21 protein-coding genes and 1 riboswitch are annotated in these 23,329 nt (G+C 72.2%); of the genes, 10 read left to right on the top strand and 11 right to left on the bottom strand.

The genetic code is table 11. The annotated features are described in order from the left end of the window. Nucleotides 1–56: 56 nt before the first annotated feature. The gene (locus R6Y94_RS40175) at nt 57–1,571 is read right to left on the bottom strand and encodes a C40 family peptidase (protein ID WP_318400893.1); all 1,515 of its coding nucleotides are present in this window, start codon (nt 1,569–1,571) and stop codon (nt 57–59) included. Nucleotides 1,572–1,823: 252 nt separating this feature from the next. Here R6Y94_RS40175 and R6Y94_RS40170 point away from each other — a divergent pair, with 252 nt between their 5' ends. Continuing rightward, the gene (locus R6Y94_RS40170; RefSeq protein WP_318400894.1) at nt 1,824–2,990 is read left to right on the top strand and encodes a radical SAM protein; all 1,167 of its coding nucleotides are present in this window, start codon (nt 1,824–1,826) and stop codon (nt 2,988–2,990) included. A gap of 21 nt (nt 2,991–3,011) precedes the next feature. Here R6Y94_RS40170 and R6Y94_RS40165 read toward each other — a convergent pair whose 3' ends face one another. Continuing rightward, a complete protein-coding gene (locus R6Y94_RS40165; protein ID WP_318400895.1) occupies nt 3,012–3,149 on the bottom strand; it encodes a hypothetical protein in 138 nt (45 codons plus the stop codon). An 82-nt stretch (nt 3,150–3,231) separates the two neighbouring features. Here R6Y94_RS40165 and R6Y94_RS40160 point away from each other — a divergent pair, with 82 nt between their 5' ends. Further along, a complete protein-coding gene (locus R6Y94_RS40160; protein WP_318400897.1) occupies nt 3,232–3,660 on the top strand; it encodes a hypothetical protein in 429 nt (142 codons plus the stop codon). Between the two features lie 14 nt (nt 3,661–3,674). Further along, nucleotides 3,675–3,974, top strand: a complete 300-nt coding sequence (locus R6Y94_RS40155; protein WP_318400899.1) for a DUF4229 domain-containing protein — start codon at nt 3,675–3,677, stop codon at nt 3,972–3,974. A gap of 101 nt (nt 3,975–4,075) precedes the next feature. On the opposite strand, the gene R6Y94_RS40150 is transcribed toward R6Y94_RS40155, so the two are convergent. Continuing rightward, nucleotides 4,076–5,434: a C39 family peptidase gene (locus R6Y94_RS40150; RefSeq protein WP_318400901.1), complete on the bottom strand. Its 1,359-nt coding sequence runs from the start codon at nt 5,432–5,434 to the stop codon at nt 4,076–4,078. Between the two features lie 211 nt (nt 5,435–5,645). Here R6Y94_RS40150 and R6Y94_RS40145 point away from each other — a divergent pair, with 211 nt between their 5' ends. Further along, entirely contained in the window at nt 5,646–7,556 is a 1,911-nt protein-coding gene (locus tag R6Y94_RS40145; RefSeq protein WP_318400903.1) for a M14 family zinc carboxypeptidase, read from the top strand. 44 nt (nt 7,557–7,600) lie between these two features. Here the strand turns inward: R6Y94_RS40145 and recQ are convergent, their stop codons facing one another. Continuing rightward, nucleotides 7,601–9,439 carry a DNA helicase RecQ gene (gene recQ / locus R6Y94_RS40140; RefSeq protein WP_318400905.1) on the bottom strand — a complete coding sequence of 613 codons (1,839 nt, stop codon included), beginning with the start codon at nt 9,437–9,439 and terminating at the stop codon, nt 7,601–7,603. A 188-nt stretch (nt 9,440–9,627) separates the two neighbouring features. Then, nucleotides 9,628–9,725, top strand: a riboswitch (cobalamin riboswitch). 108 nt (nt 9,726–9,833) lie between these two features. Here recQ and R6Y94_RS40135 point away from each other — a divergent pair. From R6Y94_RS40135 to R6Y94_RS40125, 3 genes are all read left to right on the top strand, one after another. Continuing rightward, nucleotides 9,834–10,766, top strand: a complete 933-nt coding sequence (locus R6Y94_RS40135) for an ABC transporter substrate-binding protein (RefSeq protein ID WP_318400907.1) — start codon at nt 9,834–9,836, stop codon at nt 10,764–10,766. 86 nt (nt 10,767–10,852) lie between these two features. After that, nucleotides 10,853–11,887 (top strand): iron ABC transporter permease, encoded by a 1,035-nt coding sequence (locus tag R6Y94_RS40130; protein ID WP_318400964.1) that lies wholly within the window; start codon nt 10,853–10,855, stop codon nt 11,885–11,887. Beyond that, a complete protein-coding gene (locus R6Y94_RS40125) occupies nt 11,884–12,705 on the top strand; it encodes an ABC transporter ATP-binding protein (protein ID WP_318400909.1) in 822 nt (273 codons plus the stop codon). Before R6Y94_RS40130 ends, R6Y94_RS40125 begins: the two co-directional genes overlap by 4 nt. Nucleotides 12,706–12,828: 123 nt before the next feature. Here R6Y94_RS40125 and R6Y94_RS40120 read toward each other — a convergent pair whose 3' ends face one another. From R6Y94_RS40120 to R6Y94_RS40100, 5 genes are all read right to left on the bottom strand, one after another. After that, on the bottom strand, nt 12,829–13,566 hold the full coding sequence (locus R6Y94_RS40120) for an ABC transporter permease (RefSeq protein ID WP_318400911.1): 738 nt from the start codon (nt 13,564–13,566) through the stop codon (nt 12,829–12,831). Between the two features lie 14 nt (nt 13,567–13,580). Beyond that, a complete protein-coding gene (locus tag R6Y94_RS40115; RefSeq protein WP_318400912.1) occupies nt 13,581–14,525 on the bottom strand; it encodes an ABC transporter ATP-binding protein in 945 nt (314 codons plus the stop codon). After that, entirely contained in the window at nt 14,522–14,842 is a 321-nt protein-coding gene (locus tag R6Y94_RS40110; protein WP_318400914.1) for a transcriptional regulator, read from the bottom strand. The genes R6Y94_RS40115 and R6Y94_RS40110 overlap by 4 nt, the downstream gene beginning before the upstream one ends. Continuing rightward, nucleotides 14,839–15,573 (bottom strand): transporter, encoded by a 735-nt coding sequence (locus R6Y94_RS40105; protein ID WP_318400915.1) that lies wholly within the window; start codon nt 15,571–15,573, stop codon nt 14,839–14,841. The genes R6Y94_RS40110 and R6Y94_RS40105 overlap by 4 nt, the downstream gene beginning before the upstream one ends. Before the next feature lie 176 nt (nt 15,574–15,749). After that, entirely contained in the window at nt 15,750–17,747 is a 1,998-nt protein-coding gene (locus R6Y94_RS40100) for a HelD family protein (protein ID WP_318400916.1), read from the bottom strand. A 401-nt stretch (nt 17,748–18,148) separates the two neighbouring features. Between R6Y94_RS40100 and R6Y94_RS40095 the strand changes: the two genes are divergently transcribed. From R6Y94_RS40095 to R6Y94_RS40085, 3 genes are all read left to right on the top strand, one after another. Further along, a complete protein-coding gene (locus tag R6Y94_RS40095) occupies nt 18,149–18,730 on the top strand; it encodes an ArsR/SmtB family transcription factor (protein WP_318400917.1) in 582 nt (193 codons plus the stop codon). A gap of 63 nt (nt 18,731–18,793) precedes the next feature. Beyond that, nucleotides 18,794–20,116: an MFS transporter gene (locus R6Y94_RS40090; protein ID WP_318400918.1), complete on the top strand. Its 1,323-nt coding sequence runs from the start codon at nt 18,794–18,796 to the stop codon at nt 20,114–20,116. Beyond that, nucleotides 20,113–20,961 carry a menaquinone biosynthetic enzyme MqnA/MqnD family protein gene (locus R6Y94_RS40085; RefSeq protein ID WP_412102958.1) on the top strand — a complete coding sequence of 283 codons (849 nt, stop codon included), beginning with the start codon at nt 20,113–20,115 and terminating at the stop codon, nt 20,959–20,961. Before R6Y94_RS40090 ends, R6Y94_RS40085 begins: the two co-directional genes overlap by 4 nt. Nucleotides 20,962–21,024: 63 nt before the next feature. On the opposite strand, the gene R6Y94_RS40080 is transcribed toward R6Y94_RS40085, so the two are convergent. Both R6Y94_RS40080 and R6Y94_RS40075 read right to left on the bottom strand, forming a co-directional pair. Next, the gene (locus tag R6Y94_RS40080) at nt 21,025–21,981 is read right to left on the bottom strand and encodes a serine hydrolase (protein ID WP_318400919.1); all 957 of its coding nucleotides are present in this window, start codon (nt 21,979–21,981) and stop codon (nt 21,025–21,027) included. Further along, nucleotides 21,981–22,940 carry a hypothetical protein gene (locus R6Y94_RS40075; protein ID WP_318400921.1) on the bottom strand — a complete coding sequence of 320 codons (960 nt, stop codon included), beginning with the start codon at nt 22,938–22,940 and terminating at the stop codon, nt 21,981–21,983. The genes R6Y94_RS40080 and R6Y94_RS40075 overlap by 1 nt, the downstream gene beginning before the upstream one ends. Nucleotides 22,941–23,329 lie beyond the last annotated feature (389 nt).

The following is a 23,329-nucleotide window of genomic DNA, read 5'->3' as shown; positions in this document are numbered from 1 at the left end:
ACCCTCACCGTGCCACATCTCAGCACGGGCGCACAGCCGGCCGGTGACCGGCACCCTCAGTCGCTGTCGGAGCTACCCTCCGCAGCCGGAGTCGACCGGCTGGCGCTGGACGTACCACCGGTCGGCTGGCCGCCCGAGGTGCTGACCGGCGGTGCCTGTGGCGTCGAGGTATCCGGCGGGTTCGGGGTCGGTGCCGGCGTCACCGGCGGGGTCGCCGGAGGCGTGGTCGGCGTGGTGGTGGGCGGCTTGGTCGCCGGAGGCGTGGTCGGCGTGGTGGTGGGTGGCTTGGTGGTCGGCGGCGGCGTCGTGGGTGGCGGGGTGGTCGGCGGCGGGGTGGTCGGCGGCCTGGTGGTCGGCGGCGGGGTGGTCGCGTTCGGGGCCGGCACCGCCGGGAAGATCCGGGTCGCGGCGTAGAACCGCGACCACCAGACGGTGGAGACCTTGACCACATCGCCGGTGGTCGGGGCGTGCACCATCTTGCCGCCGCCGATGTACATGCCGACGTGGTGGATGCTGGTCCAACTGCTGCCGGAGGCGAAGAAGACCAGGTCGCCGGGGAGCAGGGCCTCCCGGGCGACGCTCTGGTTGCGGGTGCCGTTGTACTGCTCGCGGGAGACCCGCGGGATCCGCTTGCCCACCGAGAGATAGGAGGCGAGCATCAGCCCGGAGCAGTCGAACCGGTTCGGACCCTCGGCGCCCCAGAGGTAGGGGTCGCCCCGCTGGGCGAGCGCGTAACGCATCGCGGCCAGCGCCTTGGGGTGCGCGACCATCCCGGCGACGCTGTCGCTGCCGATCGTCGCGCCGATTTGCTGCTCGGCGGCTTCCCGGGCCCGCTCGATCGCCTTGAGCTGGTCCGTGTTGTCGCGCTTGAGCTTCACCAGAGCGGCGGAGCGTGCCTTGTACCGCGTCTCCGCAGTCGTGAAGGCGGCGACCTTCTGCTGGTAGGTGCTGGACGCGGTCTGGTATGCCGTCTCCGCCTGCTGTTCGGCCTGCTGCGTCCGGGCCACCTCACCGGCGGCCAGTTCGGTGTCGCCGGCCCGCTCCTCACCGCGCTGGATCCGGCCGAGTAGGTCCAGCCCGTGCAGGTCGGAGCCGAACGCACCCGGTGGCAGCCCGGCGGCGTCCTTCAGCGCGCCCGCCGCCGCGTTGTCGGCCGCCGTACGGGCGTTGGCCAGTTCCAGCCGAGCCGTCTGTCGTACGCCGTCGGCGGTGGTCAGCTCGGTGGTGGCCTTGTCCCGCTCCTGCCGTAGTTGCAGCAGTTGGTCGCCGAGCTGGGCGACCTCGACCTCCAGCGCCATGATCTGGCTGGCCAGCGGACCGTTCACGCTCGGCGGCAGCGGATAGGGCGTCGTCGGCGTGCCGGTGCTGGTGGGCACGCTGGGCGCTCCGGCCGGCAGCGGGCGTACCCCCGCGTCGGGGACCGTGTTCGGCAGCGGCGGGTCGGCGTAGACCGGGGTCGCCATCGCGCCTGCCACGATCGCGCCGACCAGGGCTGACCAGACCAGCGGCCGTAGCACCGGCGAAACCGCGTCGACGGGCCGGTCCGGTCGTCCGCGCCTGCTGTTGGCCATGCCGCTCCCGTCCGTGCACAGCAGCGCGCCCGGCGCTGCTGTGGTATCGCCATTAGTGGTGCATCGCGTCCTACTTTGTCTTACCTCAATGCACCGGGGATGTCGATGCGACGGGGGTAACGAGACGCTGAGAAGCGGGTTAAGGGTACCTGGGCAAGGTGAACCAGGCCGCTGCCGCCACCGCCTCCGCCGGCACCTCGGGCGCTCCACGTAGGCTCGTGGCGGAGATCGTGCCTGGAGGGACGTGCTGCGATGGACGCCGGACGCAAGCGTGAGCTGGAAGAGAAGGTCTACGCGGGAGTTCGGCTCAGCCGTGTTGACGGCGAGGCGCTGTACGCCAGCGACGACCTGGTCTGGCTCGGCCGGCTGGCGCACCACCGGCGTACCGGGGCGGGGGGCGACGACCGGGTGCTGTTCGTCGTCAACCGGCAACTGAAGCTGACCGACCTCTGCGCGGCCGGCTGTGCGTACTGCTCTTTCCGCCCGGAACAGGGTGAGAAGGACCCGTACCCGATGCCGGTCGACGAGGCCGTCCGGCAGGCCACCGAGCTGGCCGCCGACGGGCTCACCGAGCTGGAGCTCGTCAACCCGGTGCACCCCGCGCTGCCGTGGCAGCACTATCCGGAACTGCTGCGCGCGCTGACGGCGGCGTTGCCGGACGTCCGGCTGACCGGCTTCGCCGCGACCGAGCTGCGCTGGTTGGAGAGGAACACCGGACTGCCGGCCGACGAGATCCTCGACGAACTCGTCGCGGCCGGGCTCGCGTCGCTCAGCGGCGGCGGGGCCGAGATCTTCGACCCGGAGGTACGCCAGCGGCTCGGCCTCGGTGACCGCACCTGGGAGGACTGGTCCCGGATCCATCGGCTCGCCCACGCCAAGGGGCTCGGTACCCCGGCGACGATGCGCTTCGGTCACGTCGAGGAGCCCCGGCACCGGGTCGACCACGTGCTGCGGCTGCGCGAACTGCAGGACGAGACCGGCGGCTTCACCAGCTTCCTGCCGCTGCGCTACGAGCACGACCTCGTGGCACCGGCCGGCGGCGGGCTCCAGTCGCAAGCGCCGGCCGAGACGGCGTCGCCGGCCGAGTCGCTGAAGACCTTCGCGGTGTCCCGGCTGCTCCTCGACAACGTGCCGCACCTGACGTGCTGCTGGGCGACGCAGGGGCCTTCCGTGGCGCAGCTCGCGCTGCACTTCGGCGTGGACGACCTGGCCGGCGCGGCGGCCGAACACCGGATCGGCCACGCCGCCGACCCGGCCGGTACGCCCGCCGCGCTGTCCCGGGAGGAACTGCTCCAGCTCGTCTGGGACGCCGACCTCCGTCCCGCCGAACGGGACAGCCGGTACGCGGTGCTGCGCGAGTACGATGCCCCGCCGAGCCTGGCCGAACGCCGGGCCGAGCCGCAGCAGGTCTGGGCCTGATCCGGGGCGCTCCGGGGCGGGTCAGCCGAAGGCCAGGTCGGCCCGTACGTCGCCCACCGAGGCGCTCCGGGCCGGATAGGCCGGCCATCGGTGCTCGGGTACTCCGCTGTCGTCGTGCGCACGGCCCGGCCCGGCACGGGTGGTTCCGCGCCCGCTCACGTACCCTCGAAAGGTCATGAGCGGGCGGAGCGGGCGCGGATCGGGGTCGACGTCTGCCGGTGGAGCACAGCGGAGAGGCGGCATGACCGAGCGGAGCGAGCGGGCACCCTTTCCCCGCCGGGACGACCAGGGGCGGATCGTGGTCCTGGCCGACCTGCTCGGCGTCGCCCTGGTCGGGGTGGTCGTCGGGCTGGTGGCGCTGCTCGTCATCGATTTCGGTGCCTCCCTGGTCGGCCTCGGCGAGTTCGGCCGGGCGAGCGGGTGGCTCGCGGTGGTCCTGCCGGCCTGGATCTTCGTCGAGGAGTTCCGGGCCTGGCGGTTCGGTCCCGCCCGGGTCGCGGCGGCGCTGGTGGCCGCGGCCGTCGGGATCGCCGCCGGGCTGCTCGCCGCCGGGCTGGCCGAGTCGACCCCGCCGCTGGTCTCGGGCGGGGTGGCCGCGGCGGTCTTCGCCATGGCGTACGCGTTGGTCTGGTTTGCCGGCGTCCGCTGGCTCGCCGGCCGGACGAACTGATCGGAGATGCGCAGATGAGTCCCGCGGTGAAGTACACGCTGGGCCGGATCGGGCTGTTCGTGGCGGTCGCCCTGGCGCTCTGGCCGGTCGAGATGAACCTCTTCCTCAAGCTCATGCTGGCGGTGGCGTTCTCCGCCGCGCTGGCGTTCTTCCTGCTGCGCGGCTGGCGGGACGAGATGGCCCAGCAGTTGGCCGGGGCGGCGGAGAAGCGCCGGGCCGAGAAGGAGCGGCTGCGCGCCGCGCTGGCCGGGGAGGAGAAGCCGACCGACGCGGAGAAGCCGACCGACGGGGAGAAGCCGACCGACAGGTCCTGAGCCGTGCTGCGCGGATCCGGCACGGCACCGACCCGTACCCGGACGCCGTTGGCCGGGCACGGGTCGGGTGATCCTCCCCAGGTGAGCTGGCGTCGGTGCCGCTACCAGTTGGTGGAGCCGGCCAGCTTCGGCCAGGGCCTCCCGCACGGCTTCATCAGGTACGCGATCCCGCCCGACCCGCCGGAGACCCCGCCACTGGCGTTGATCCGCTTGGTCCGCTGCCAGATCTGCTCGAACTGGTCCCGCCGGTAGACGTTGCGCACCGCGTCGTTGGCCAACGACGCGGGGTCGTTGACGACCACGTCGCCGTCGGCGGTGAAGCCGACCACCACGAACAGGTGCCCGGAGGTGCCGTAGTTGGCCCCGTCCAGCTCCTCGGCCAGGAAGGACTGGCTGGTGACCACCGGAATGCCGGCGGCGATGAAGTGCTCCAGCTCGTCGAGCGAGTGCAGCCGGGTCACCTTGGCGTCCAACCCGTACGAGGCGGCGTACGCGGTGTTGAACGGCCAGTTGCCACAGCCTTCGTACGCGTAGTCGTAGGTCATCCGGGCGGCGTGGTTGACCGACGGGTCGGGGTAGCTGGGGTCGACCCAGGAGGTCTCCTCGGCGGACGGCTTCCGGCCCCAGTACTCCAGCACCATCGTGGTGGAGGTCGGCGAGCACCAGGCCTGGCCGCCGCCGTTGTACTCGGGGTAGTGCCCGGCGTGGATGTTCTGCGAGTAGCGGGGCACCGCCAGCTCCCGGCCCCAGGCGATCCGGCCGGCGCTGGCCGGCACGGTGAACCGGTCCGGCACCAGCGAGCTCATCGCGCCGAGCAGCCAGACCCGGGGTGACCGGCGGCTCTCCGGCGCGCGGTAGAGGGTCAGCCGCAGTTGGTACGCCCGCAGCAGCACCCCGGCAGCGACGTCGTCGATCGAGAAGGTGTCGGTCCAGATCGTCGAGTACGGGTCGCCCTGCCGGTTCACGCTGGTACGCCGGATGTCCTGGTCGCCGGCGGCCCACCGACCCATGACGTACCACGGGGTCAGGGCGCCGGTGTTGTAGGTGCCCTGGAGTTCGACCTGGATCCAGGTGCCGGCCGGGGTCTCGGCGTTCCACGAGGCGACCAGTTCGCTGGCGTCGAAGCCGACCGGGGTGACCGGCGAGGTCCAGGTGGCGTACGACCAGGTGCGGGTGGTGCCGGTGTGCGGGTCGGCGTACTCGGTGGTGCCGGCCGGGCGCAGCATGGCGATCCCGGTGCGCGCGCCGGGAAGGGCGACGGTGCCCTGGTGGGTGCCGCGCCGCCAGTCGGCGTAGCGGGAGAAGCCCTGCCAGGTGATCTGCTCGTCGTGCGGTGCCGGGCGGGGGCGACCGGTCGCGGCGCCGGCCCGGGCCGGCACGCCGGTGCCGAGCAGGGCCAGGCCGGAGAGGCCGGCGAGGGTGAAGGTGCGTCGGCTGATCTGGTTCGGCGAACTGGCCATCGATGCTCCGCAGGGGGACGAAGGTCGGGGTCCTGTCGCCACTATTCCGCTCGGCAGGAAGTTTCGCCAGATGTTCAAGCCAAGAAAATCTTTGCCGAGATAAGGGTCGAACTGGCATTGGACGTCAAGTGATCCATATTGATATGACCATGATACGGATGGTGCAGTGTGCACTACCCAGCGGAGTCCTCCCTACCCCCAGGAGGTTTACATGCCCTTCCGCACCTGGATGTCCGGGCCGTCGATCCGGCACCGGGCCCGGGCCGGCGCGCTCGCCGGCACCGTCGTACTCGGACTCGTCGTGGCCGGTATCGGCCCGGCGGCCGGCGCCGCCAGCGCCCGACCGGACCGGGCCGACACGGAACCGGCCACCAGCGCCGAATACCGGGTGACCGGCCCACGCACCCTGGCCGACCGCAACGCGGTGGCCGCCACCGGCACCAGCATCGACTACGTCGAGCACGGCGCGCTCTACGTCACCGCGACCGCCGCCGAGGTGAAGGCGATCACCGCGCTCGGCTTCGAGGTGGCGGCCGTACCAGCGGCGCCGGACCGGGGTCAGCACGAGCACGCCGATGTCGGGGTGCTCGACTTCCCGCCGGCCGACTCGGCGTACCACAACTACGCCGAGCTGAACGCGGTGCTCAACCAGGTGGTCGCCGACCATCCGACCATCGCCCGCCGGTCCAGCATGGGTACCTCCTACGAGGGACGCGACCTGCCGGTCATCAAGATCTCCGACAACGTCGGCACCGACGAGAACGAGCCGGAGATCCTGTTCAACTCGCAGCAGCACGCCCGCGAGCACCTGACCGTCGAGATGGCGATCTACCTGCTCAACCTCTTCACCGACAACTACGGCTCAGACTCCCGGATCACCAACATCGTCAACAGCCGGGAGATCTGGATCGTCCCGACGGTCAACCCGGACGGCAGCGAGTACGACATCGCCACCGGCTCCTACCGGTCCTGGCGGAAGAACCGGCAGCCGAACAGCGGATCGTCGAACGTCGGCACCGACCTGAACCGGAACTGGGGCTACAACTGGGGCTGCTGCGGCGGCTCGTCCGGCTCGACCTCCTCGGAGACCTACCGGGGCCCGTCGGCGTTCTCCGCGCCGGAGACCGCCCGGCTGCGTGACTTCGTCAACAGCCGGGTCGTCGGCGGCACCCAGCAGATCAAGGTCAACATCGACTTCCACACGTACTCGCAGCTCGTGCTCTGGCCGTACGGCTACACCACCGCGAACACCGGTCCGGGGCTGAACGCCGACCAGGAGCGGACCTTCCGGACCCTCGGCCAGCAGATGGCCGCCACCAACGGCTACACCCCGGAACAGTCCAGCGACCTCTACATCACCGACGGGGACAGCCTGGACTGGATGTGGGCGACCCACAACATCTTCGCGTACACCTTCGAGATGTACCCGGGCTCGTCCGGTGGCGGCGGCTTCTACCCGCCCGACGAGGTGATCCCGGCGCAGACCTCCCGCAACCGGGAGGCGGTGCTGATCCTGAGCGAGTACGCAGACTGCCCGTACCGGGTGGTCGGGCTCCAGGCGACGTACTGCGGCACCGGCGGGGGCACCACGGTCTGGTCGGACACCTTCGAGGCCGCGACCGGCTGGACCGTCAACCCGGCCGGTACCGACACCGCGACCTCGGGGGCGTGGGAACGGGGCACCGCGCAGGCGACCACCTCCAGCGGCGCCAAGCAACTCGCCCCGTACGCCGGCAACAACGACCTGGTCACCGGCCGGCTGGCCGGCGCGGCGGCCGGTGACCATGACGTGGACGGCGGGCTGACCAGCGCACAGTCGCCGGCGATCACGCTGCCCGGGAGCGGCACGTTGACGCTTTCCCTGGCCTGGTATCTCGCGCACGGCTCGAACGCCTCGTCCGCGGACTACCTGCGGGTGAGCGTGGTGCACAGTGGCGGGACCACCCAACTGCTCAACCAGGCCGGCGCGGCCAGCAACCGCAACGGCAGTTGGACCACCGCCACCGCCAACCTGTCGGCGTACGCCGGGCAGTCGGTGCGGCTGCTGGTGCAGGCCGCCGACGCCTCCGGGGCCAGCCTGGTGGAGGCGGCGATCGACAACGTGACAATCACCAGCTCGTAGCGGCCCGACCCCCGAGCCCGCTCGCTGGCGGGCTCGGGGGCGCCTCACTCGGCGAGGGTGTCCAGGATCTGCTGCCCGTACTTCGCGAGCTTGTTCTCCCCGACGCCGTTGACCCGGGCCAGCTCGGCCAGGGTGGCCGGCGGCTCGGCCGCGATCTGCCGCAGGGTCGCGTCGTGGAAGATGACGTACGCCGGCACGCCCTGCTCCTTGGCGGTGGCCGCACGCCAGGCCCGGAGCCGTTCGAAGACCGGTTCGGCGGTCGGCGGCAGCGCGACGGCGGCGGCCCCGGCGGCCCGGGGCTTCGCGGTCCGGCCGCTCGACGCGGCCCGGGGCGCCTCCCGGCGCATCATCACCTCGCGCCGCTTGCCGAGGACGTCCGCGCTGGTCTCGGTGAGCACCAGCGTGCCGTAGTCGCCCTCGACCGCCAGCAGCCCCTGGGCGAGCAGTTGCCGGACCACCCCGCGCCACTCGGACTCGGTCAGCTCGGTGCCGATGCCGAAGACGCTGAGCGTGTCGTGCCGGTGCTGGGTGACCTTCTCGGTCTGCCGGCCGAGCAGGATGTCGATGGACTGGCCGGCGCCGAATCGCTGGTCGCGCTCGCGGTGCAGGCGCAGCACGGTGGAGAGCAGCTTCTGCGCCGCGATGGTGCCGTCCCAGGACTCGGGCGGGGCCAGGCAGGTGTCGCAGTTGCCGCACGGCCCGCTCTGCTGGCCGAAGTATCCGAGCAGTTGGACCCGCCGGCACTGGACCGTCTCGCAGAGCGCCAGCATGGCGTCGAGGTGTGTGCCGAGCACCCGGCGCCGGGCCAGGTCGCCGTCGGAACCCTCGATCAGCTTGCGCTGCTGCACCACGTCCTGCAACCCGTACGCCAGCCAGGCGGTCGAGGGCAGGCCGTCCCGACCGGCCCGGCCGGTCTCCTGGTAGTAGCCCTCGATCGACTTCGGCAGGTCGAGATGGGCGACGAAGCGTACGTCGGGCTTGTCGATCCCCATCCCGAAGGCGATCGTCGCGACCATCACCAGCCCGTCCTCGCGGAGGAACCGCTGCTGGTTGGCGGCCCGGATGGGCGCGTCCAGCCCGGCGTGGTAGGGCAGTGCCGGGATGCCGTTCTGCACGAGGAACTCGGCGGTCTTCTCCACCGAGGCCCGGGACAGGCAGTAGACGATGCCGGCGTCACCGGGATGCTCGGTGCGGAGCAGGTCGAGGAGCTGCTTCTTCGGCTCCCGCTTCGGCACGATCCGGTACTGGATGTTGGGCCGGTCGAAGCTGGCGACGAAGTGCCGGGCGTCCTTGAGGTTGAGCCGTGCCGCGATCTCGGCATGGGTGTCCGGAGTGGCGGTGGCGGTCAGCGCGATCCGGGGGACCGTCGGCCACCGCTCGTGCAGCATCGACAGGGCCAGGTAGTCCGGGCGGAAGTCGTGGCCCCACTGGGCGACGCAGTGCGCCTCGTCGATCGCGAACAGCGCGATGGTGCCGCGGTCGAGCAGCCGGAGCACGTGCTCGGAGCGGAGCGCCTCGGGGGCGAGGTAGAGCAGGTCGAGGTCGCCGGCGAGGAAGGCCGTCTCGACCAGCCGGCGGGCCTCGAAGTCCTGGGTGGAGTTGAGAAAGCCGGCGCGTACCCCGAGGGTGGTCAGGGCGTCGACCTGGTCCTGCATCAGGGCGATGAGCGGCGAGATCACCAGTCCGACCCCGTCCCGGACGAGCGCGGGGATCTGGTAACAGAGCGACTTGCCGGCGCCGGTCGGCATCAGCACCAGCGCGTCGCCGCCGCTCACGAGCTGGTCGATGATCTCGTGCTGGTCGCCTCGGAAGCTGTCGTAGCCGAAGATCCGGCGCAGCACGTCGAGGGCCTCGCCGGTCGGCTGCTCGGTGGGGAGGGCCATTCGGCGGATTCTACGAGGCCCACCCGACGGAAACCCGTCCCCGGCCACGTGCCCCCGGAGAAAGTCCGCCGTCCTGAGCGGCCGCCCAGACAGCTTCTGATCAGCGGGAACGGTGTGCGGATGGCGCTGTGCCGCTGCCGGGTCACGGAACGGATGCGCTACCGTTGCCCCGACCACCCCGCAGCGAAGCCGGTGTGAAACCGGCGCTGTCCCGCAACTGTGATGCCTCCCGCACCCGCTCGCCGCCCTCGGGCGGCCCGAGCCGGCATGCGGAGGATGAGCCAGGTCGCCTGCGGTGCGGTCGCGGAAAGCGCCTTCGAGGAAGGGCGCCCCGTGGGCGGGGGGCACAGGCACCTGTCGGCGGAGCACCAGACCTCACCCGACAGGAGGACCGATGACCCGACGTACGCCACGACTGCTGGCCGCGCTGCTGGCCGGCGCGGCGCTGGCCCTGACCGGCTGCGCCGCCGACGACCCCGGCCAGGAGGCGGCCCCGAGCGCCAGCGGTGCCAGCTATCCGGTGACCGTCGGCGCGCTCACCCTCGACGACCGCCCCGAGAAGATCGTCGTACTCGGACCGACCGCCACCGAGATGCTCTTCGCGATCGGCGCCGGTGGCCAGGTCGCCGCCGTCGACGACAACTCGAACCATCCGGCCGAGGCGCCGAAGACCGAGTTGTCGGCGTTCACCCCGAACGCCGAGGCGATCGCGGCGAAGAACCCCGACCTGGTGGTACTCACCAACGACCTGAACAAGATCGTGGACCAGCTCGGCCAGTTGAAGATCCCGCACTACCTGGCACCGGCGGCGAAGACGCTGGACGACACGTACCGGCAGATCACCGACCTCGGCACGCTCACCGGGCATTCGGCCGAGGCGGCCGACCTGGTCACCCGGATGAAGGGCGACATCGGGAAGCTGGTGGCGGACGTGCCGCAGCGGCCGGCGAAGCTGAGCTACTTCTACGAACTCGGTCCGGAGTACTACTCGCTGACCAGCAAGACCTTTGTCGGTTCGCTGTTCGGGATGGTCGGGTTGGAGAACATCGCCGACCCGGCCGACGCCGACGGCTCCAAGGGCGGCTATCCGCAACTCGGCGAGGAGGCGATCATCAAGGCCGACCCGGACCTGGTCTTCCTGGCCGACACCAAGTGCTGCCAGCAGTCCGCCCAGACGGTCTCGGCCCGCAAGGGCTGGTCCGGGATGACCGCGGTGAAGAACAACCAGATCGTCGGGCTCGACGACGACATCGCGTCCCGGTGGGGCCCCCGGGTGGTCGAACTGCTCCGGGTCATCGTGGACGCGGTCGCCAAGGTGCCCGCTTGAGCACAGCCGGCGCTCCGGTCCGCCCCGACGCCCCGGTCGCCCCCGGCCGGGCCGCCCGGGAGGGCCGGCCCGCCCGGCCCGCCGGGCTGCGCCGCCGGTGGCTGGTCGCCGGCCTCGCGGCGGTACTGGTCGCCGGGGTGGCCGGCATCGCGTTCGGGCCGGTCAGCCTGCCGCCGGGCGGCGTCGCGATCGAGCTGCTCAATCTGGTACCCGGGGTGCACCTGCACAGCGGCCTGAACGAGCGTGAGATCGCCATCGTCACCGAGCTGCGGCTGCCCCGGGTGGTGCTCGGCCTGCTCGTCGGCGGGATGCTGGCCCTGGCCGGCGGCTGCTACCAGGGCGTCTTCCGCAACCCGCTGGCCGACCCGCACCTGCTCGGCGTCGCCGCCGGAGCCGGTCTCGCGGTTACCGCCGTGATCGTGGTTCGCGGGGTCACCGGCGCCGACGTCACGGTCGGGCTTCCGGTCACCGTGCCGCTGGCCGCGTTCGTCGGCGCGCTCGGCGCGGTGCTGCTGACCTACCTGCTCGGCGCGGCCGGCGGCCGGGACCGCTCCCCGGCCACGCTGATCCTGGCCGGGGTGGCGGTCTCCGCCTTCCTCGCCGCCGGTCAGACCTACCTGCTGCAACGCAACGCCGAGAGCATCCAGGAGGTCTACTCCTGGATGCTCGGCCGGCTCGCCACCGCCGGCTGGCACGACGTACTGGTGGTGCTGCCGTACGCGGTGTTCACCACCGCCGTGGTGCTGGTGCACCGGCGCGAACTCGACGTACTGGCGCTCGGCGACGACGAGGCGAGCAGCCTCGGGCTGCACCCGCAGCGCTCCCGGCTGCTGCTGGTCGCCGCCGCCTCGCTGGCCACCGCCGCCGCCGTCTCGGTCTCCGGGCTGATCGGCTTCGTCGGCGTCATCGTCCCGCACGTCGTACGGATGCTGGCCGGGGCGAGCTACCGGGCGGTCCTGCCGCTGTCGGTGCTCTTCGGCGGCGCCTTCCTGACCCTGACCGACCTGGCGGCGCGGACCGTCGCCGCACCGGCCGAGATCCCGATCGGCGTGGTGACCGCGCTGCTCGGTGGCCCGTTCTTCGCGATCGTGCTGCGCACCACCCGGCGGGTGGCGGAATGACCGCCCCGACCCGGGCGACCGCCCCGACCGGCGTCGCCGTCGAGGTGACCGACCTCGGCATCACCCTCGGCGGGGCACGCATCCTGACCGGGGTCAGCCTCTCGGTCCGGACCGGGGAGTGGGTCACCGTGATCGGACCCAACGGCGCCGGCAAATCCACCCTGCTCCGCGCGGTCGGCGGGCTGTTGCCGGCCAACACCGGGTCGGTCTCCCTCTTCGGTACGCCGATCGCCCGGCTCCGCCGCCGGGACCGGGCCCGGACGGTGGCGACGGTGCCGCAGTCCCCGGTCGTGCCGGCCGGAATGGCGGTACTCGACTACGTGCTGCTCGGCCGTACCCCGTACGTGCCGCCGCTGGGCCGGGAGTCCGCCGCCGACCTGGCGGTCGCGTACGACGTTCTGGACCGGCTGGACCTGACCGGATTCGCCGCCCGGCCGCTGGCGACCCTCTCCGGGGGCGAGCGGCAGCGGGTCTTCCTGGCCCGGGCACTGGCCCAGGGCGCCCCGCTGCTGCTGCTCGACGAGCCGACCAGTGCGCTGGACATCGGCCACCAGCAGGAGGTGCTGGAACTCGTCGACCAGCTCCGCACCGACCACGGCCTGACGGTGCTGGCCACCATGCACGACCTCTCGGTCGCCGGCGAGTACGCCGACCGGATGGTGCTGGTCGCCGCCGGTGCGGTGGTCGCCGACGGCCCGCCCCGGGCGGTGCTCACCGATGACCTGCTCGGTACGCACTACCGGGCCCGGGTCCGGGTGATCGAGGGCGAGCACGGCCCCCTCGTCGTCCCGGTCCGGACCCGCCGTGCCGCCTCCTAGCAGGTCGGGATCCGGCGGTGCGGCAGCCATATGCCCTTCGAGCGTGATACCACGGTGTCATCAGGATGACTCCCTGGTATCAGCGCGAAGAGGGAGGTGCGCGCCCGGCGGGCGACACCGCGACTAGCTGAACCGCCGCCCCTCGTCCCGCTGGTACGCCCAGCCGGCGACCGTGGCCAGCAGCGCGATCCAGACGCCGAGCATCACCAGCGAGAGCCGGTCGACCGGGAAGTCGCCGACGGCCGCCCACATCAGCTCGACCGCGCCGCGGGTCGGCAGGTAGGGAGCGATCGCCTCGATGAACCCTGGCGAGTCGCCGGGCGGAAAGAGCAGCCCGCCGCCGAAGGCCAGTGGGAAGAAGACGACCTGGGCGACCACGATCGCCGCCTTGCTCGGCAGCGAGTAGCCGATCGCGAGCCCCATCAGGGTGAACGGCACCGCGATCACCAGGACCGTACCGAGCGCGGCCAGGAAGGCCGGGCCGGTCAGCCGGGCCTCGGTGGCCACCGCCGCGATCACCACCACCGGGAGCAGCGAGATCAGGGTCAGGATCAGGCCGGCGAGGATCCGACCGGCGAACCGGGGTGCGGCCCCGGCGGGCAACGTCCGCAGGTACGGGTCCCAGGGCTGCGCCCGGTCCTCGGCCACCCCGATGCCGTACTGGAAGATGTTGGTGCTCATCACCGAGAAGGTGACCATCGAGGCGGTGGCGTAGGTGGCGATCGCCGGATCGTCGCCGCTGAACGGGACGACGAAGAAGAGCATCGAGGCGGCCGGGAAGAAGGCGCTGCCGACCAGCGCGATCGGGATCCGGACCGTCTCCAGCAACTGGTATCTGGCGTGCACGAGCGAGAGTCGCACGATCGGTTCCTCCGTCACACGTCGGCGGGCTGGGGAGCGGGCTGTGGCTGGGGGGCGGGCTGTGGCTGGGGGGCGGACCGCGCCTCGGGGTCGGACGACGCCTCGGTGATGGCCAGGAAGGCGTCCTCCAGGCTGCTCGGCCGGATCTCCAGATCGGCGAAGGGGGTACCGCTGCGCACCAGGTCCCGGACGAGTTGGTCCGCGTCGGTGGTGAGCAGGTGGGTGACGCCGTCGACCTGCTCCACGGCCCGTACTCCGGGCAGTGCCGGCAACTCCGGGGCGACCAGGCTGACCCGGCGTACCCCGACCAGGTCGCGGATCGCGCTGACGCTGTCGTCGGCGAGTACCCGGCCGTGGCCGAGCACCACCACCCGGTGCGCCAGCGCCTCGATCTCCTCCAGGTAGTGGCTGCTCAGCAGCACCGTGCCGCCGTCGGCGTGGAACTGGCGGATGCCGTCCCAGAGTTCGCGGCGGGCGGTCACGTCCAGTCCGGTGGTCGGCTCGTCCAGGAAGACCAGCCGGGGACGGCCGACGAAGGCGAGCGCGACCGCCAGCCGGCGCTTCTGCCCGCCGGAGAGGCCACCGGTCTGCCGCCGGACCAGGTCGTCGATGCCGAACCGGCCGAGCAGCTCGGCCCGGGGGACCGGGTCGGCGTAGTGCGCGGAGACGAAGTCGACCACCTCGCCGACCCGCAGGGTGGGCGGCAGCCCGGTCTCCTGCGGCGTCATCCCGATCTGCCGGCGGCACGCCGGGTCGCGGGGGTCGCCGCCGAAGAGTTCGACCCGGCCGGAGCTGACCCGGCGCAGCCCGACCAGCAGGCTCAGCAGGGTGCTCTTGCCGGCGCCGTTCGGGCCCAGCAGGCCGACCAGTTCGCCGGCCGGGAGTTCGAGGTCGACCCGGTCGAGGGCGGTGACGTCGCCGTACCGGCGGGTGGCCTGGACGGCGCGGGCGAGAATCATGGCTTTTCCTCCGTCTGGGGCGGATCGAGCAGGGCGCGTACCGCCAGGGTGTATTCCTCGAAGGCGAACCGGCCGCGTTGGGTGAGCCCGACGAGCGTGGTCGGGGTGCGGCCCTGGTGGGTCTTGACGATCTCGACGTAGCCGGCCTCTTCGAGCTTGCGCAGGTGCACCGAGAGGTTGCCGGCGGTCATCTGGAGGATGTCCTGGAGCCGGGGGAAGGTGATCCGGTCGCCGCCCCGCAGGGTGGCGAGGGTCGCGGTCACCCGTAACCGGGCCTGTGCGTGGATCACGGGGTCGAGTTCGGGAAGGCCGGTCACGAGATGCTCCGGGCGCTCCCGCTCGGGGTGCCCGACATGCCGGCGGCGAGGTTCCGGCTGCGATGGCGGTCGCGGAGCAGGAAGTGGACCCCGGCCACCAGCATCCCGCCACCACCGAGGACCGAGATCACCAGGGCGTGCCAGCCGGATCCGGCGATCAGTCCGGCGATGTTGATGACGCTGATCCAGACGCCGAGCCGGAACAGGTTGCGGTCCAGCCAGATCGCGCCGCCGGCCATGTGCAGGGCGCCGGTGAGCCCGACGGCCACGCCGGCCCAGAGCAGTCCGGCGACGTCCTCGGGCAGGTGGTCGGAGACCCGGCCGAGCACCGTGCTGATGCCGCTGAACCCGAGGCCCCAGGCCAGGCCGTACCACAGGCCGCGCCGGCTGGAGTCGCCGGTGACCTGCCCGTACGTCCGGCCGCCGACGATCCCCGAGATGATCCCGGCGGCGACCAGCAGGGTGAGCAGGGTGAGCAGTGGCAGCCAGGTGGGCAGGTCGACGAAGACCCGGCCGTCCGGCCCGAAGCGCAGGAAGAACAGGCCGAAGCCGATCAGCCAGGCGAGGCCCCAGGGCCAGTAGTACCAGAGCAGGTTGGGGCTGAGCCTGCGGGCCGCCTCGGCCTGCTGCTCGGCGATCAGCCGCAGTGCGGCGGCCGGGTCGGGGGGCGGCAGTTCGTCGCGGTCGTCGGTGGGGCTTCCGGTGCGGTCGTCGTCAAAGTTCCCGGTCACGTAAACAAGTTTACAATACAAAGTCCATGACCGCACCAAGTAGTTTTCGGACGGTCGAAGCGGGCGTCAGCCGGCCGGCAGCGGGATGTTGAGCAGGCCGAGCCCGTACTGGACGCCGTCCGGGCCGGTCCCCCCGGGATTCGGACCCCGGACCGGACGGCGCTCGGCGCGGCCGGTCAGAGCGGCGCGGGCAGCGGTTCGCTGTGCAGCACGGCGAGCCGGGAGACCGCCCGGGTCAGCACCACGTAGAGCCGGTGCAGACCGCGCGGTTCCGCCGCCACGATCCGGGCCGGCTCGACCACGATCACGTGGTCGTACTCCAGGCCCTTGGCCAGGGTGGCCGGCACCACGGTGACCCGGGCCGCCGTCTCGACCTCGTCGGTGGTGGCGGTCGGGATGCCGGCGCCGGCCAGCGCGGCGCGCAGCCCGTCCGTCTCGGCCTCGGCGGCGATCACCGCGATCGAGCCGTCGTGAGCCAGCGCCGCCCGCACCTCGGCCACCGTCGCCGCCGGTAGGTCGGACACGGTACGGATGTCCAGCGCACCGTCGGAGCGCAGCGACTCGGCCGGCGGTACGTCCACGGCCAGCGCCGGCAGCAGCCGGTTCGCCAGCGCCACCACCGCGGCCGGTACCCGGAACCCCATGGTCAGCGGCACCACCGAGGCGTCCGGCTTGCCGAGGTGCCGCAGCGACTCCCGCCAGTCGGTGGCGGCCCACGGGGCGGTGCCCTGGGCGAGGTCGCCGAGGAGCGTGACCGAGCCGTGCTCGCTGCGCCGGGCGATCACCCGGCACTGCATCGGGGAGAGGTCCTGGGCCTCGTCGACCACCACGTGCCCGAAGCTGGACAGCCGCTCGACCAGCCCCGCCGCCTCGTCGACCAGTACGGCGTCGGCGGCGGTCCACTTCGTCGCCTTCGGGGTGCGGGGCGGCTTCGACCAGGTCAGCAGGGCCTGCTCGGCCTCGGTGAGCAGCCCGTCGGCGGCGGCCGCCAGCGTCTCGGGGTCGGCCAGCAGCCGGTGCACCAGCCCGTCCGGGGTGACCGCCGGCCAGCAGTGGTCGAGGAACTCGGTGACCGGCTTCGCCCGGCCCATCCGACGCAGCCAGCCCTCGCCGGGTGAGTCGCCCCTTCGGGCCTCCGACTGCCGTTGCAGCAGGCCGACCACCCGGGCCCGGACCCGTTCCCGGCCGGTGGCGTACGGCAGCCCCTCCCGGCGGGCCTCCTCGACGATCCGGCGCAGCGCCTCCGTCGTCACCCGCCATCGGTACGAGCCGTCGGAGACCACGATCGGCTCCTCCGGTGCCCGCAACAGCCCGGCCAGGGCCCGGCGCAGCACCTCGGCCATCCGGGGATCGTGCTTGAGCGCAGCGGTGGCCGGGGGGTCAACGGCACGTACCGGGGTGCCGAGCAGGTCCTCCACGGTCGCCTGGGTCACCTCGACCTCGCCCAGCGCCGGCAGTACCGCCGAGATGTACGACAGGAACGCCCGGTTCGGCCCGACGACCAGCACGCCCGATCGGCGCAGCCGCTCCCGGTGCAGATAGAGCAGGTACGCGGCCCGGTGCAGCCCGACCGCCGTCTTCCCGGTCCCCGGCGCCCCCTGTACGCAGATCGAGTCGGCCAGCTCGGCCCGGACCAGCTCGTCCTGCTCCGGCTGGATGGTGGCGACGATGTCCCGCATCGGCCCGACCCGGGGGCGTTCGATCTCGGCGGTCAGGATCCGGCTGGCGATGCCGTACTCCTCACCCCGGTCGAGGTGTTCGTCCTCGAAGCTGGTGAGCTGGCCGACGCCGAAGCCGAACCGCCGCCGGACGCGTACCCCCTGCGGGTCGCGGACGGTGGCCCGGTAGAACGAGCGGGAGATCGGAGCCCGCCAGTCCAGCACCATCGGCTCGCCGGCCGGGTCGGTGACGTGCCGCCGCCCGATGTGGTGGCTGGCATCGGCGAAGTCGAGGCGGCCGAAGAAGAGCGGGGTGCCCGGGTCGTCGGCGAGTTCGGCGACCCGCCGGGAGAGGGTCCGGCCGAGCGTCTCGGCCGCGTACGCGTCACCGGCGACGTCCTGGCCGGTCCGGAAGAGCGACTCGGCGTGCTCCCGCATCCGCCGCAGGGCAGCCCGGGAGGCGGCCAGGTGTGCGCGTTCGTGGTCCAGGTCGGTGTCGAGGTCCTGTGCGGGCATGCTGGGTTCCCATCGGCGCGTCAGCGCGTCGGCTGCTCGCTCGCGTATCCGGGGGCGGATGGCCGGCACCCGGCGCGGGGACGTCCGCTGCGGTGCTTTCTCACCTCGGCCGTCAAGCGGCCAGCAAGCCTACCTGCGGCTCAGCTCCCGTTCCACCGAATTTCACCCGCCGCGCCGGCCGGACCGCCGGCCGGGTGCGCTCGCCAGCATGTCCGCCGGGGTGAAGGTGCGGACCTCCGGGTGGCGTGAGCGGTCTGGTCCGCCAGCGGGCCTCGCCGACTACAAACTGTTTGTAGCGCTGGCTGGTTGTACTACAAACAGTTTGTGCCACTCGTTCGCCGGACCTGCCGTGCCGCCCGGGTCGCTGCCGTCCGGTGGGCCGGAGACGGAATCATGGGCCCATGACCGAGCAGCCCGTCGAGCAGCGGCCGATGATGATCAGTGACCCGCAGGTGATGCGGGCGCTGGCGCATCCGGCCCGGCTCGAGATCATGGAGCATCTCACCACCACCGGGGCGGCGGTCACCGCCACCGAGTGTGCCGAGATCGTCGGGCTCTCGCCGAGCGCGGTCAGCTATCACCTGCGGGAGCTGGCGAAGTACGGGCTGGTCGAGCAGGCGCCGAGCCGGGGCGACGCCCGCGAGCGGCTCTGGCGCAGCAGCGTCGGCTCCTGGGGGGTGGAGGTCGGCCAGGACGCCTCACCGGAGGCGCGGGCCGCCGAGGAGACCCTGATCGAGGTCTACGCCGCCCGCGACATGGACCGGATCCGGAACTGGGCCCGGCGGGCCGGCGCGGAGCCGAAGGAGTGGTACGACGCTGCCCGGTACGGCGGTGCGGTGCTGATGCTGACCGCCGAGGAGTTGGTGGAGCTGAACGACCGGATCCGCGAGCTGATGCGGCCGTACCGGCGGCGGGAGCGGGCCGACCCGCCCGAGGGTTCCCGGCCGGTGATGGTCCACTACGCGGCGCTGCCGATGGAGTGAGCTGATCGGTTCGGGTCGGGTGGCTGGTTGCGTACGGAAGTTGTGAAGGATTACTTTCGAAGTATGTCCTTCACAACTTCCGGTCCCGCCTTGCCCGATGACGGCACGCCGGTGGTCTCCCGCTGGCGGGACGTCTACCTGGCCGCCGGTGCCCGGGCGGTGTCGAGCTGCGGCGACTTCCTCGCGGCGACCTCGCTGGCGCTCGCCCTGCAATCCGCCGGCGCCGGTGGGCTGGCGGTGTCCGGGGTGATGTTGGCCGCCACGCTGCCGCTGGTGCTGCTCGCCCCGCTGACCGGTCGACTGGCCGACCGGATGGACAGCCGCACCCTGCTGGTCTGGGCCGGTGCCGGCCAGGCGGTGGTCTGCGCCGCACTCGCCTTCGCCGGGAACACCGTCCTGATCCTGCTGCTCGCCGCGCTGCTCGCCTGCGGGCTGGCGGTGACCCAGCCGACCCTGGCCGCCCTGCTGCCCGAGATGGTGCGCCGGGACGACCTGCCCCGGGCCAGTGCGATCAACCTGACCGCCGGCTCGGTCGGCATCCTCGTCGCGCCGGCCCTGGCCGGGCTGCTGGTCGGCCAGTTCGGTGCCCGGATCCCGCTGCTGCTCGACGCCGGCAGCTACCTCGCGTTGATCGCGGCCGGGCTGCTGCTGCGTACCCGACGGGGTGGGCGACGGCCGACCGGAGCGGCCGGCGGGGCGAGCCCGGCACCGACGGCCCCGGCCTGGCGGCTGCGCCGCGACCCGCTGCTCTGGGCGATGGTGGCCGCGATCGCCGCGACGGTGGCCGGGGTGGGCGCGGTCAACGTGATCGAGGTCTTCTACGTACGCGAGACCCTGCACTCCTCGACCGCGATGTTCGGCCTGGTCAGCGCGGCCTGGACCGCCGGCATGCTGGTCGGCGCCTGGCTGCTGGCCGGTACCGCCCGGCGGGCCCGGGACGACGGTGCCCGGGTCACGGGCGTGCTGGGCATGCTCGGCGCGGCCTGCCTGCTCGTCGGGCTCGGCGCCACCGTGCCGGCCGCCGGCTGGCTGGTGCCGCTCTGGCTGGTCGGCGGCGTCGCCAACGGCGGGCTGAACGTCTTCAGCAACCTGGTACTGGCCAACCGGGTCCCGCCGGAGGCACGCGGTCGGGCCTTCGCCGCGCAGGGTGCCGCGATCCAGGGCGCCGGGATGTTCGGCTACCTGGCCGGCGGCATCCTGCTCGCCGGCTTCCCGCCCCGGCCGCTGGTCGCGGTGGCCGGGCTGGCCGGGCTGGCCGTGGTCGCCGCGGTGGCGCCGGTGGTACTGCGGGCCGCCCGGCTCGAGCGGGCCACGATGCGTCCTGGGCCACTTCCGCCCCGGTCGGCCGAGCGGCCGGTCGAGCCGGCGGCTACGGTCGGATCATGACCGAGCTGCGGCGACCCCGGGTAGGCCATATCCAGTTCCTCAACTGCCTGCCGATCTACTGGGGGCTGATGCGCTCCGGTGCGCTGATCGACGTCGAGCTGCACAAGGACTCGCCGGAGCGGCTCAGCGCCGCCCTGGTCGCCGGTGACCTCGACATCGGGCCGATCACGCTGGTCGAATATCTCAAGCACGCCGACGAGCTGCTGCTGCTCCCGGATCTCGCGGTCGGCAGCGACGGCCCGGTGCTCTCGGTCAACATCGTCTCCACCCGGCCGCTGGCCGAGCTGGACGGCGCCAAGGTCGCCCTCGGCTCCACCTCCCGGACCGGGGTGCTGCTCGCCCGGATGCTGCTCGCCCAGCAGTACGGCGTCGACCCGGAGTACTTCACCTGCCCGCCCGACCTGACCACCATGCTGCTGGAGGCCGAGGCCGGGGTGCTGATCGGCGACGTCGCGCTACGCGCCCTCTACGAGGCGCCCGGGCGCGGGCTGGCCGTCACCGACCTCGGCCTGGCCTGGCGGGAGTGGACCGGACTGCCGATGGTCTTCGCCGTCTGGGCCGTACGCCGGGACTTCGCAGCCAGCCATCCCGGCCAGGTCAAGGACGTGCACCAGGCGTTCCTGCGCTCCCGGGACCTCTGCCTGGCCGAACTCGACGAGGTGGCCGAGGCGGCGGCCCGGTGGGAGACCTTCGACGCGGCCACCCTGGCGTCGTACTTCCGGACGCTCGACTTCTCGCTGGGCGAGCGACAGGTGGCGGGGCTGCGGGAGTTCGCCCGCCGTGCCGTCGACCTGGCCGGCGTACCGCCGCTGCCGGCGGGCGGGCCGGTCTTCTTCTCCGCCTGACACTCGGCCCGCACCGCCGGCCGCGCCGCCTGGCGGCCCACCCCTCAGACCGCCGGGGCCTGGTCAGGTGGCGTCCGAGGCGGCCCGGAGTTGCCGGGCCACGTCCTCGCAGATCTTCGCCCCGTACGTGTAGCCGAGGTTGATCGCGTACCGGGTCTCCACCGCCATCGTCCAGCCGTCACCGATGGCCAGGCAGTTCACGGTGTACTTCTGCTCGCGTTGCCGGTCCACCCAGCCGTTCTTGACCCCGATGGTCTTCTGCTCGGCGGCCGGGAACGCCTTGCGGATGCCGAAGTTGCCCACTCCGCGCACCGCGCGCATCTCGTCGAGCAGCCACTCGGTCCACTTCGGCCCGGCGGCCCGGCCGTCGGCGATGCAGGCGCCCATCCGTGCGGTGTCCCGGGCCGAGAGCGCGGTCCGGCTCCAGCCTCCGTCGGCGGCCGGGCTGCTGTCGGTCAGGTCGCAGATGCTGATCAGCCGCTTGATCGACGCCGTACCGCCGTTGATTTCATAGAGGGTCTGCGCGGCGTTGTTGTCGCTGTCCCGAATCATGATCGAGACCTGGTTCATCCGGGCGTCGCTCGGGGTGTCGTCCTTCTCGGCGGCGCGGCGCAGGAAGTCCGCCCCGATCCACGCCTTGATCATCGAGGCGGTCGGGTTGGTCTCGTCCATGTTGGCCGAACCGGAGATCTTGCCGGTCCGGGTGTCCATCAGCGCCCAGTTCCACCAGCCGGCTTTGTCGATCTTCACGTTGGCCGGCGCCACCGGCAGCGGCGGCAGTTCGGGGCTGGGCGTCGGGGTGGGTGTGGCCGGCTTGCCCGGGGTGGTGGCGGTGGGACCGGCCGGGCCGGACGGTTCGCCCCACTTGGCGGCGGCGGTACTCGCCAGCGGCGAGCCCGGCATCAGCCGGAGCCCGACCAGCACCAGCACCAGCAGTACGCCCGCGATCAGGCTCAGCCGCAGCAGGGTGGACCGGTTGGCCCGGGCCTGCCGCTCGGCGGCGCGTTCCTCGGCGCCCATCAGGACTGCTTCACGGTGAGCGGCTGCGGCACCCTGAGCACGGCGCCCGGCTGCTCGGTGACCAGTTGGCTGGCGACGCTGGCGCAGACGTCGGCGCCGTAGTCGAGACCCTTCCGGCCGGAGTATCGGGTCATCACGGAGAGCACCCAGTCATCGGTGATCGCAAGGCAGTTCAGGTGCCACTTGCCGTCGGCGTTGATCAGTGTCCAGCCGTTCTTGATGCTGACCGGCCCCTGCGCGAGGATCCCCTTTGGCAGGCCGTCGATGATGCCCCAGCGGCCGCCGCCCTGCCGAGCCCGCTGATCCTTGGCGGCGGTCGTACCGCGTACCTTGGTCATCTCATCCAACACCCATTCGGTCCACTTCGGCCCGGCTGCCGTGCCGTCCTTGACGCACTCTCCCATCCGGACCGCGTCCCGAGGGGACATACTGGTGTAACTCCACCAAACGCGGCCCTCGCCGGCAGGAATCTCCTTGGCGGTCTCGGTGAGGTTGCACATCTTGATCAGGCGGTCCAGGGTGCTCGCGCCGCCAGCGGCGCTGTACAGGGCGTTCGCGGCGTCGTCGTTGCTGTCCCGGATCGCCGTGCTCGCCATCTTCAGGTACGCCGCGGGCGGCGTCTTGTCGCCGAGCCGGCGGAGGTAGTCCGAGACGATCCAGACCTTGATCATCGACTCGGTCGAGTTGGTCGAGGTCATGTTCCTGGAGCCGGAGATCTTTCCGCTCTCCCGGTCGAGCAGGGCCCAGGAGAAGAAGCCGTCCACCCCCTTCACCGTGACCGGCGCGGCGGCAAGGGTCGGCGGCGGCGGCGCGGACGGCTCGATCCCGACCGGCGCCTCCTCGGCCGAGGACGTGCTTCCGCCGGAGTCGGCCAGCCGGGCGTACGCGGCGGGCACGAGCAGCAGGCCGCCAAGCACGACTGTCGTGATGGCGAGCACCAGGGTCACGCGGGGACGCATGAGGATGGGGCTCCAAGGGTGAAGGTGAAGGCCGGGGGGCCGCTGTGTCCAGGGCGCTGTGCGTCTTGCTGTGTCGGCGGTGCCTCCGCCAGCCCCACACCGGCGGTCTGCTCCGCGCGCCCGAACTGCCGGGGGAGGTGGCAGGTCGGAACGGGGAAAGTTTACGTGGCCGGGTCCAATCCGCCAGATAGCGAAGGCCGGGAGTTATTCAGTGGCGCCTGGAAATGAGCCGTTATGTCGGTATAGATGCCGAATCTATGAGGCGGTGTGACCAGCCTCATTCACCCATCAGTGCGGACATTTGGTGCCGGGTAGCCGCCCAGCTCAGGGTCGGGTCTGTGCGGCATTTCTATTACACGTCTTGGTTACTCACTAGTTGGGCTGTAACA

The organism is Plantactinospora sp. KLBMP9567 (assembly GCF_033446045.1).
In the GTDB taxonomy this organism is placed as follows: Bacteria; Actinomycetota; Actinomycetes; order Mycobacteriales; family Micromonosporaceae; genus Plantactinospora.
The sequence above is the reverse complement of the archived record's forward strand: the minus strand, read 5'-3'. Positions and strand labels throughout refer to the sequence as shown.

Coding starts and splice junctions, on each gene's coding strand:
- R6Y94_RS40175 (WP_318400893.1), bottom strand. CDS start 1,571: ATGGCCAACAGCAGGCGCGGACGACCGGACCGGCCCGTCGACGCGGTT.
- R6Y94_RS40170 (WP_318400894.1), top strand. CDS start 1,824: ATGGACGCCGGACGCAAGCGTGAGCTGGAAGAGAAGGTCTACGCGGGA.
- R6Y94_RS40160 (WP_318400897.1), top strand. CDS start 3,232: ATGACCGAGCGGAGCGAGCGGGCACCCTTTCCCCGCCGGGACGACCAG.
- R6Y94_RS40155 (WP_318400899.1), top strand. CDS start 3,675: ATGAGTCCCGCGGTGAAGTACACGCTGGGCCGGATCGGGCTGTTCGTG.
- R6Y94_RS40150 (WP_318400901.1), bottom strand. CDS start 5,434: ATGGCCAGTTCGCCGAACCAGATCAGCCGACGCACCTTCACCCTCGCC.
- R6Y94_RS40145 (WP_318400903.1), top strand. CDS start 5,646: ATGCCCTTCCGCACCTGGATGTCCGGGCCGTCGATCCGGCACCGGGCC.
- recQ (WP_318400905.1), bottom strand. CDS start 9,439: ATGGCCCTCCCCACCGAGCAGCCGACCGGCGAGGCCCTCGACGTGCTG.
- R6Y94_RS40135 (WP_318400907.1), top strand. CDS start 9,834: ATGACCCGACGTACGCCACGACTGCTGGCCGCGCTGCTGGCCGGCGCG.
- R6Y94_RS40125 (WP_318400909.1), top strand. CDS start 11,884: ATGACCGCCCCGACCCGGGCGACCGCCCCGACCGGCGTCGCCGTCGAG.
- R6Y94_RS40115 (WP_318400912.1), bottom strand. CDS start 14,525: ATGATTCTCGCCCGCGCCGTCCAGGCCACCCGCCGGTACGGCGACGTC.
- R6Y94_RS40100 (WP_318400916.1), bottom strand. CDS start 17,747: ATGCCCGCACAGGACCTCGACACCGACCTGGACCACGAACGCGCACAC.
- R6Y94_RS40095 (WP_318400917.1), top strand. CDS start 18,149: ATGACCGAGCAGCCCGTCGAGCAGCGGCCGATGATGATCAGTGACCCG.
- R6Y94_RS40090 (WP_318400918.1), top strand. CDS start 18,794: ATGTCCTTCACAACTTCCGGTCCCGCCTTGCCCGATGACGGCACGCCG.
- R6Y94_RS40085 (WP_412102958.1), top strand. CDS start 20,113: ATGACCGAGCTGCGGCGACCCCGGGTAGGCCATATCCAGTTCCTCAAC.
- R6Y94_RS40080 (WP_318400919.1), bottom strand. CDS start 21,981: ATGGGCGCCGAGGAACGCGCCGCCGAGCGGCAGGCCCGGGCCAACCGG.
- R6Y94_RS40075 (WP_318400921.1), bottom strand. CDS start 22,940: ATGCGTCCCCGCGTGACCCTGGTGCTCGCCATCACGACAGTCGTGCTT.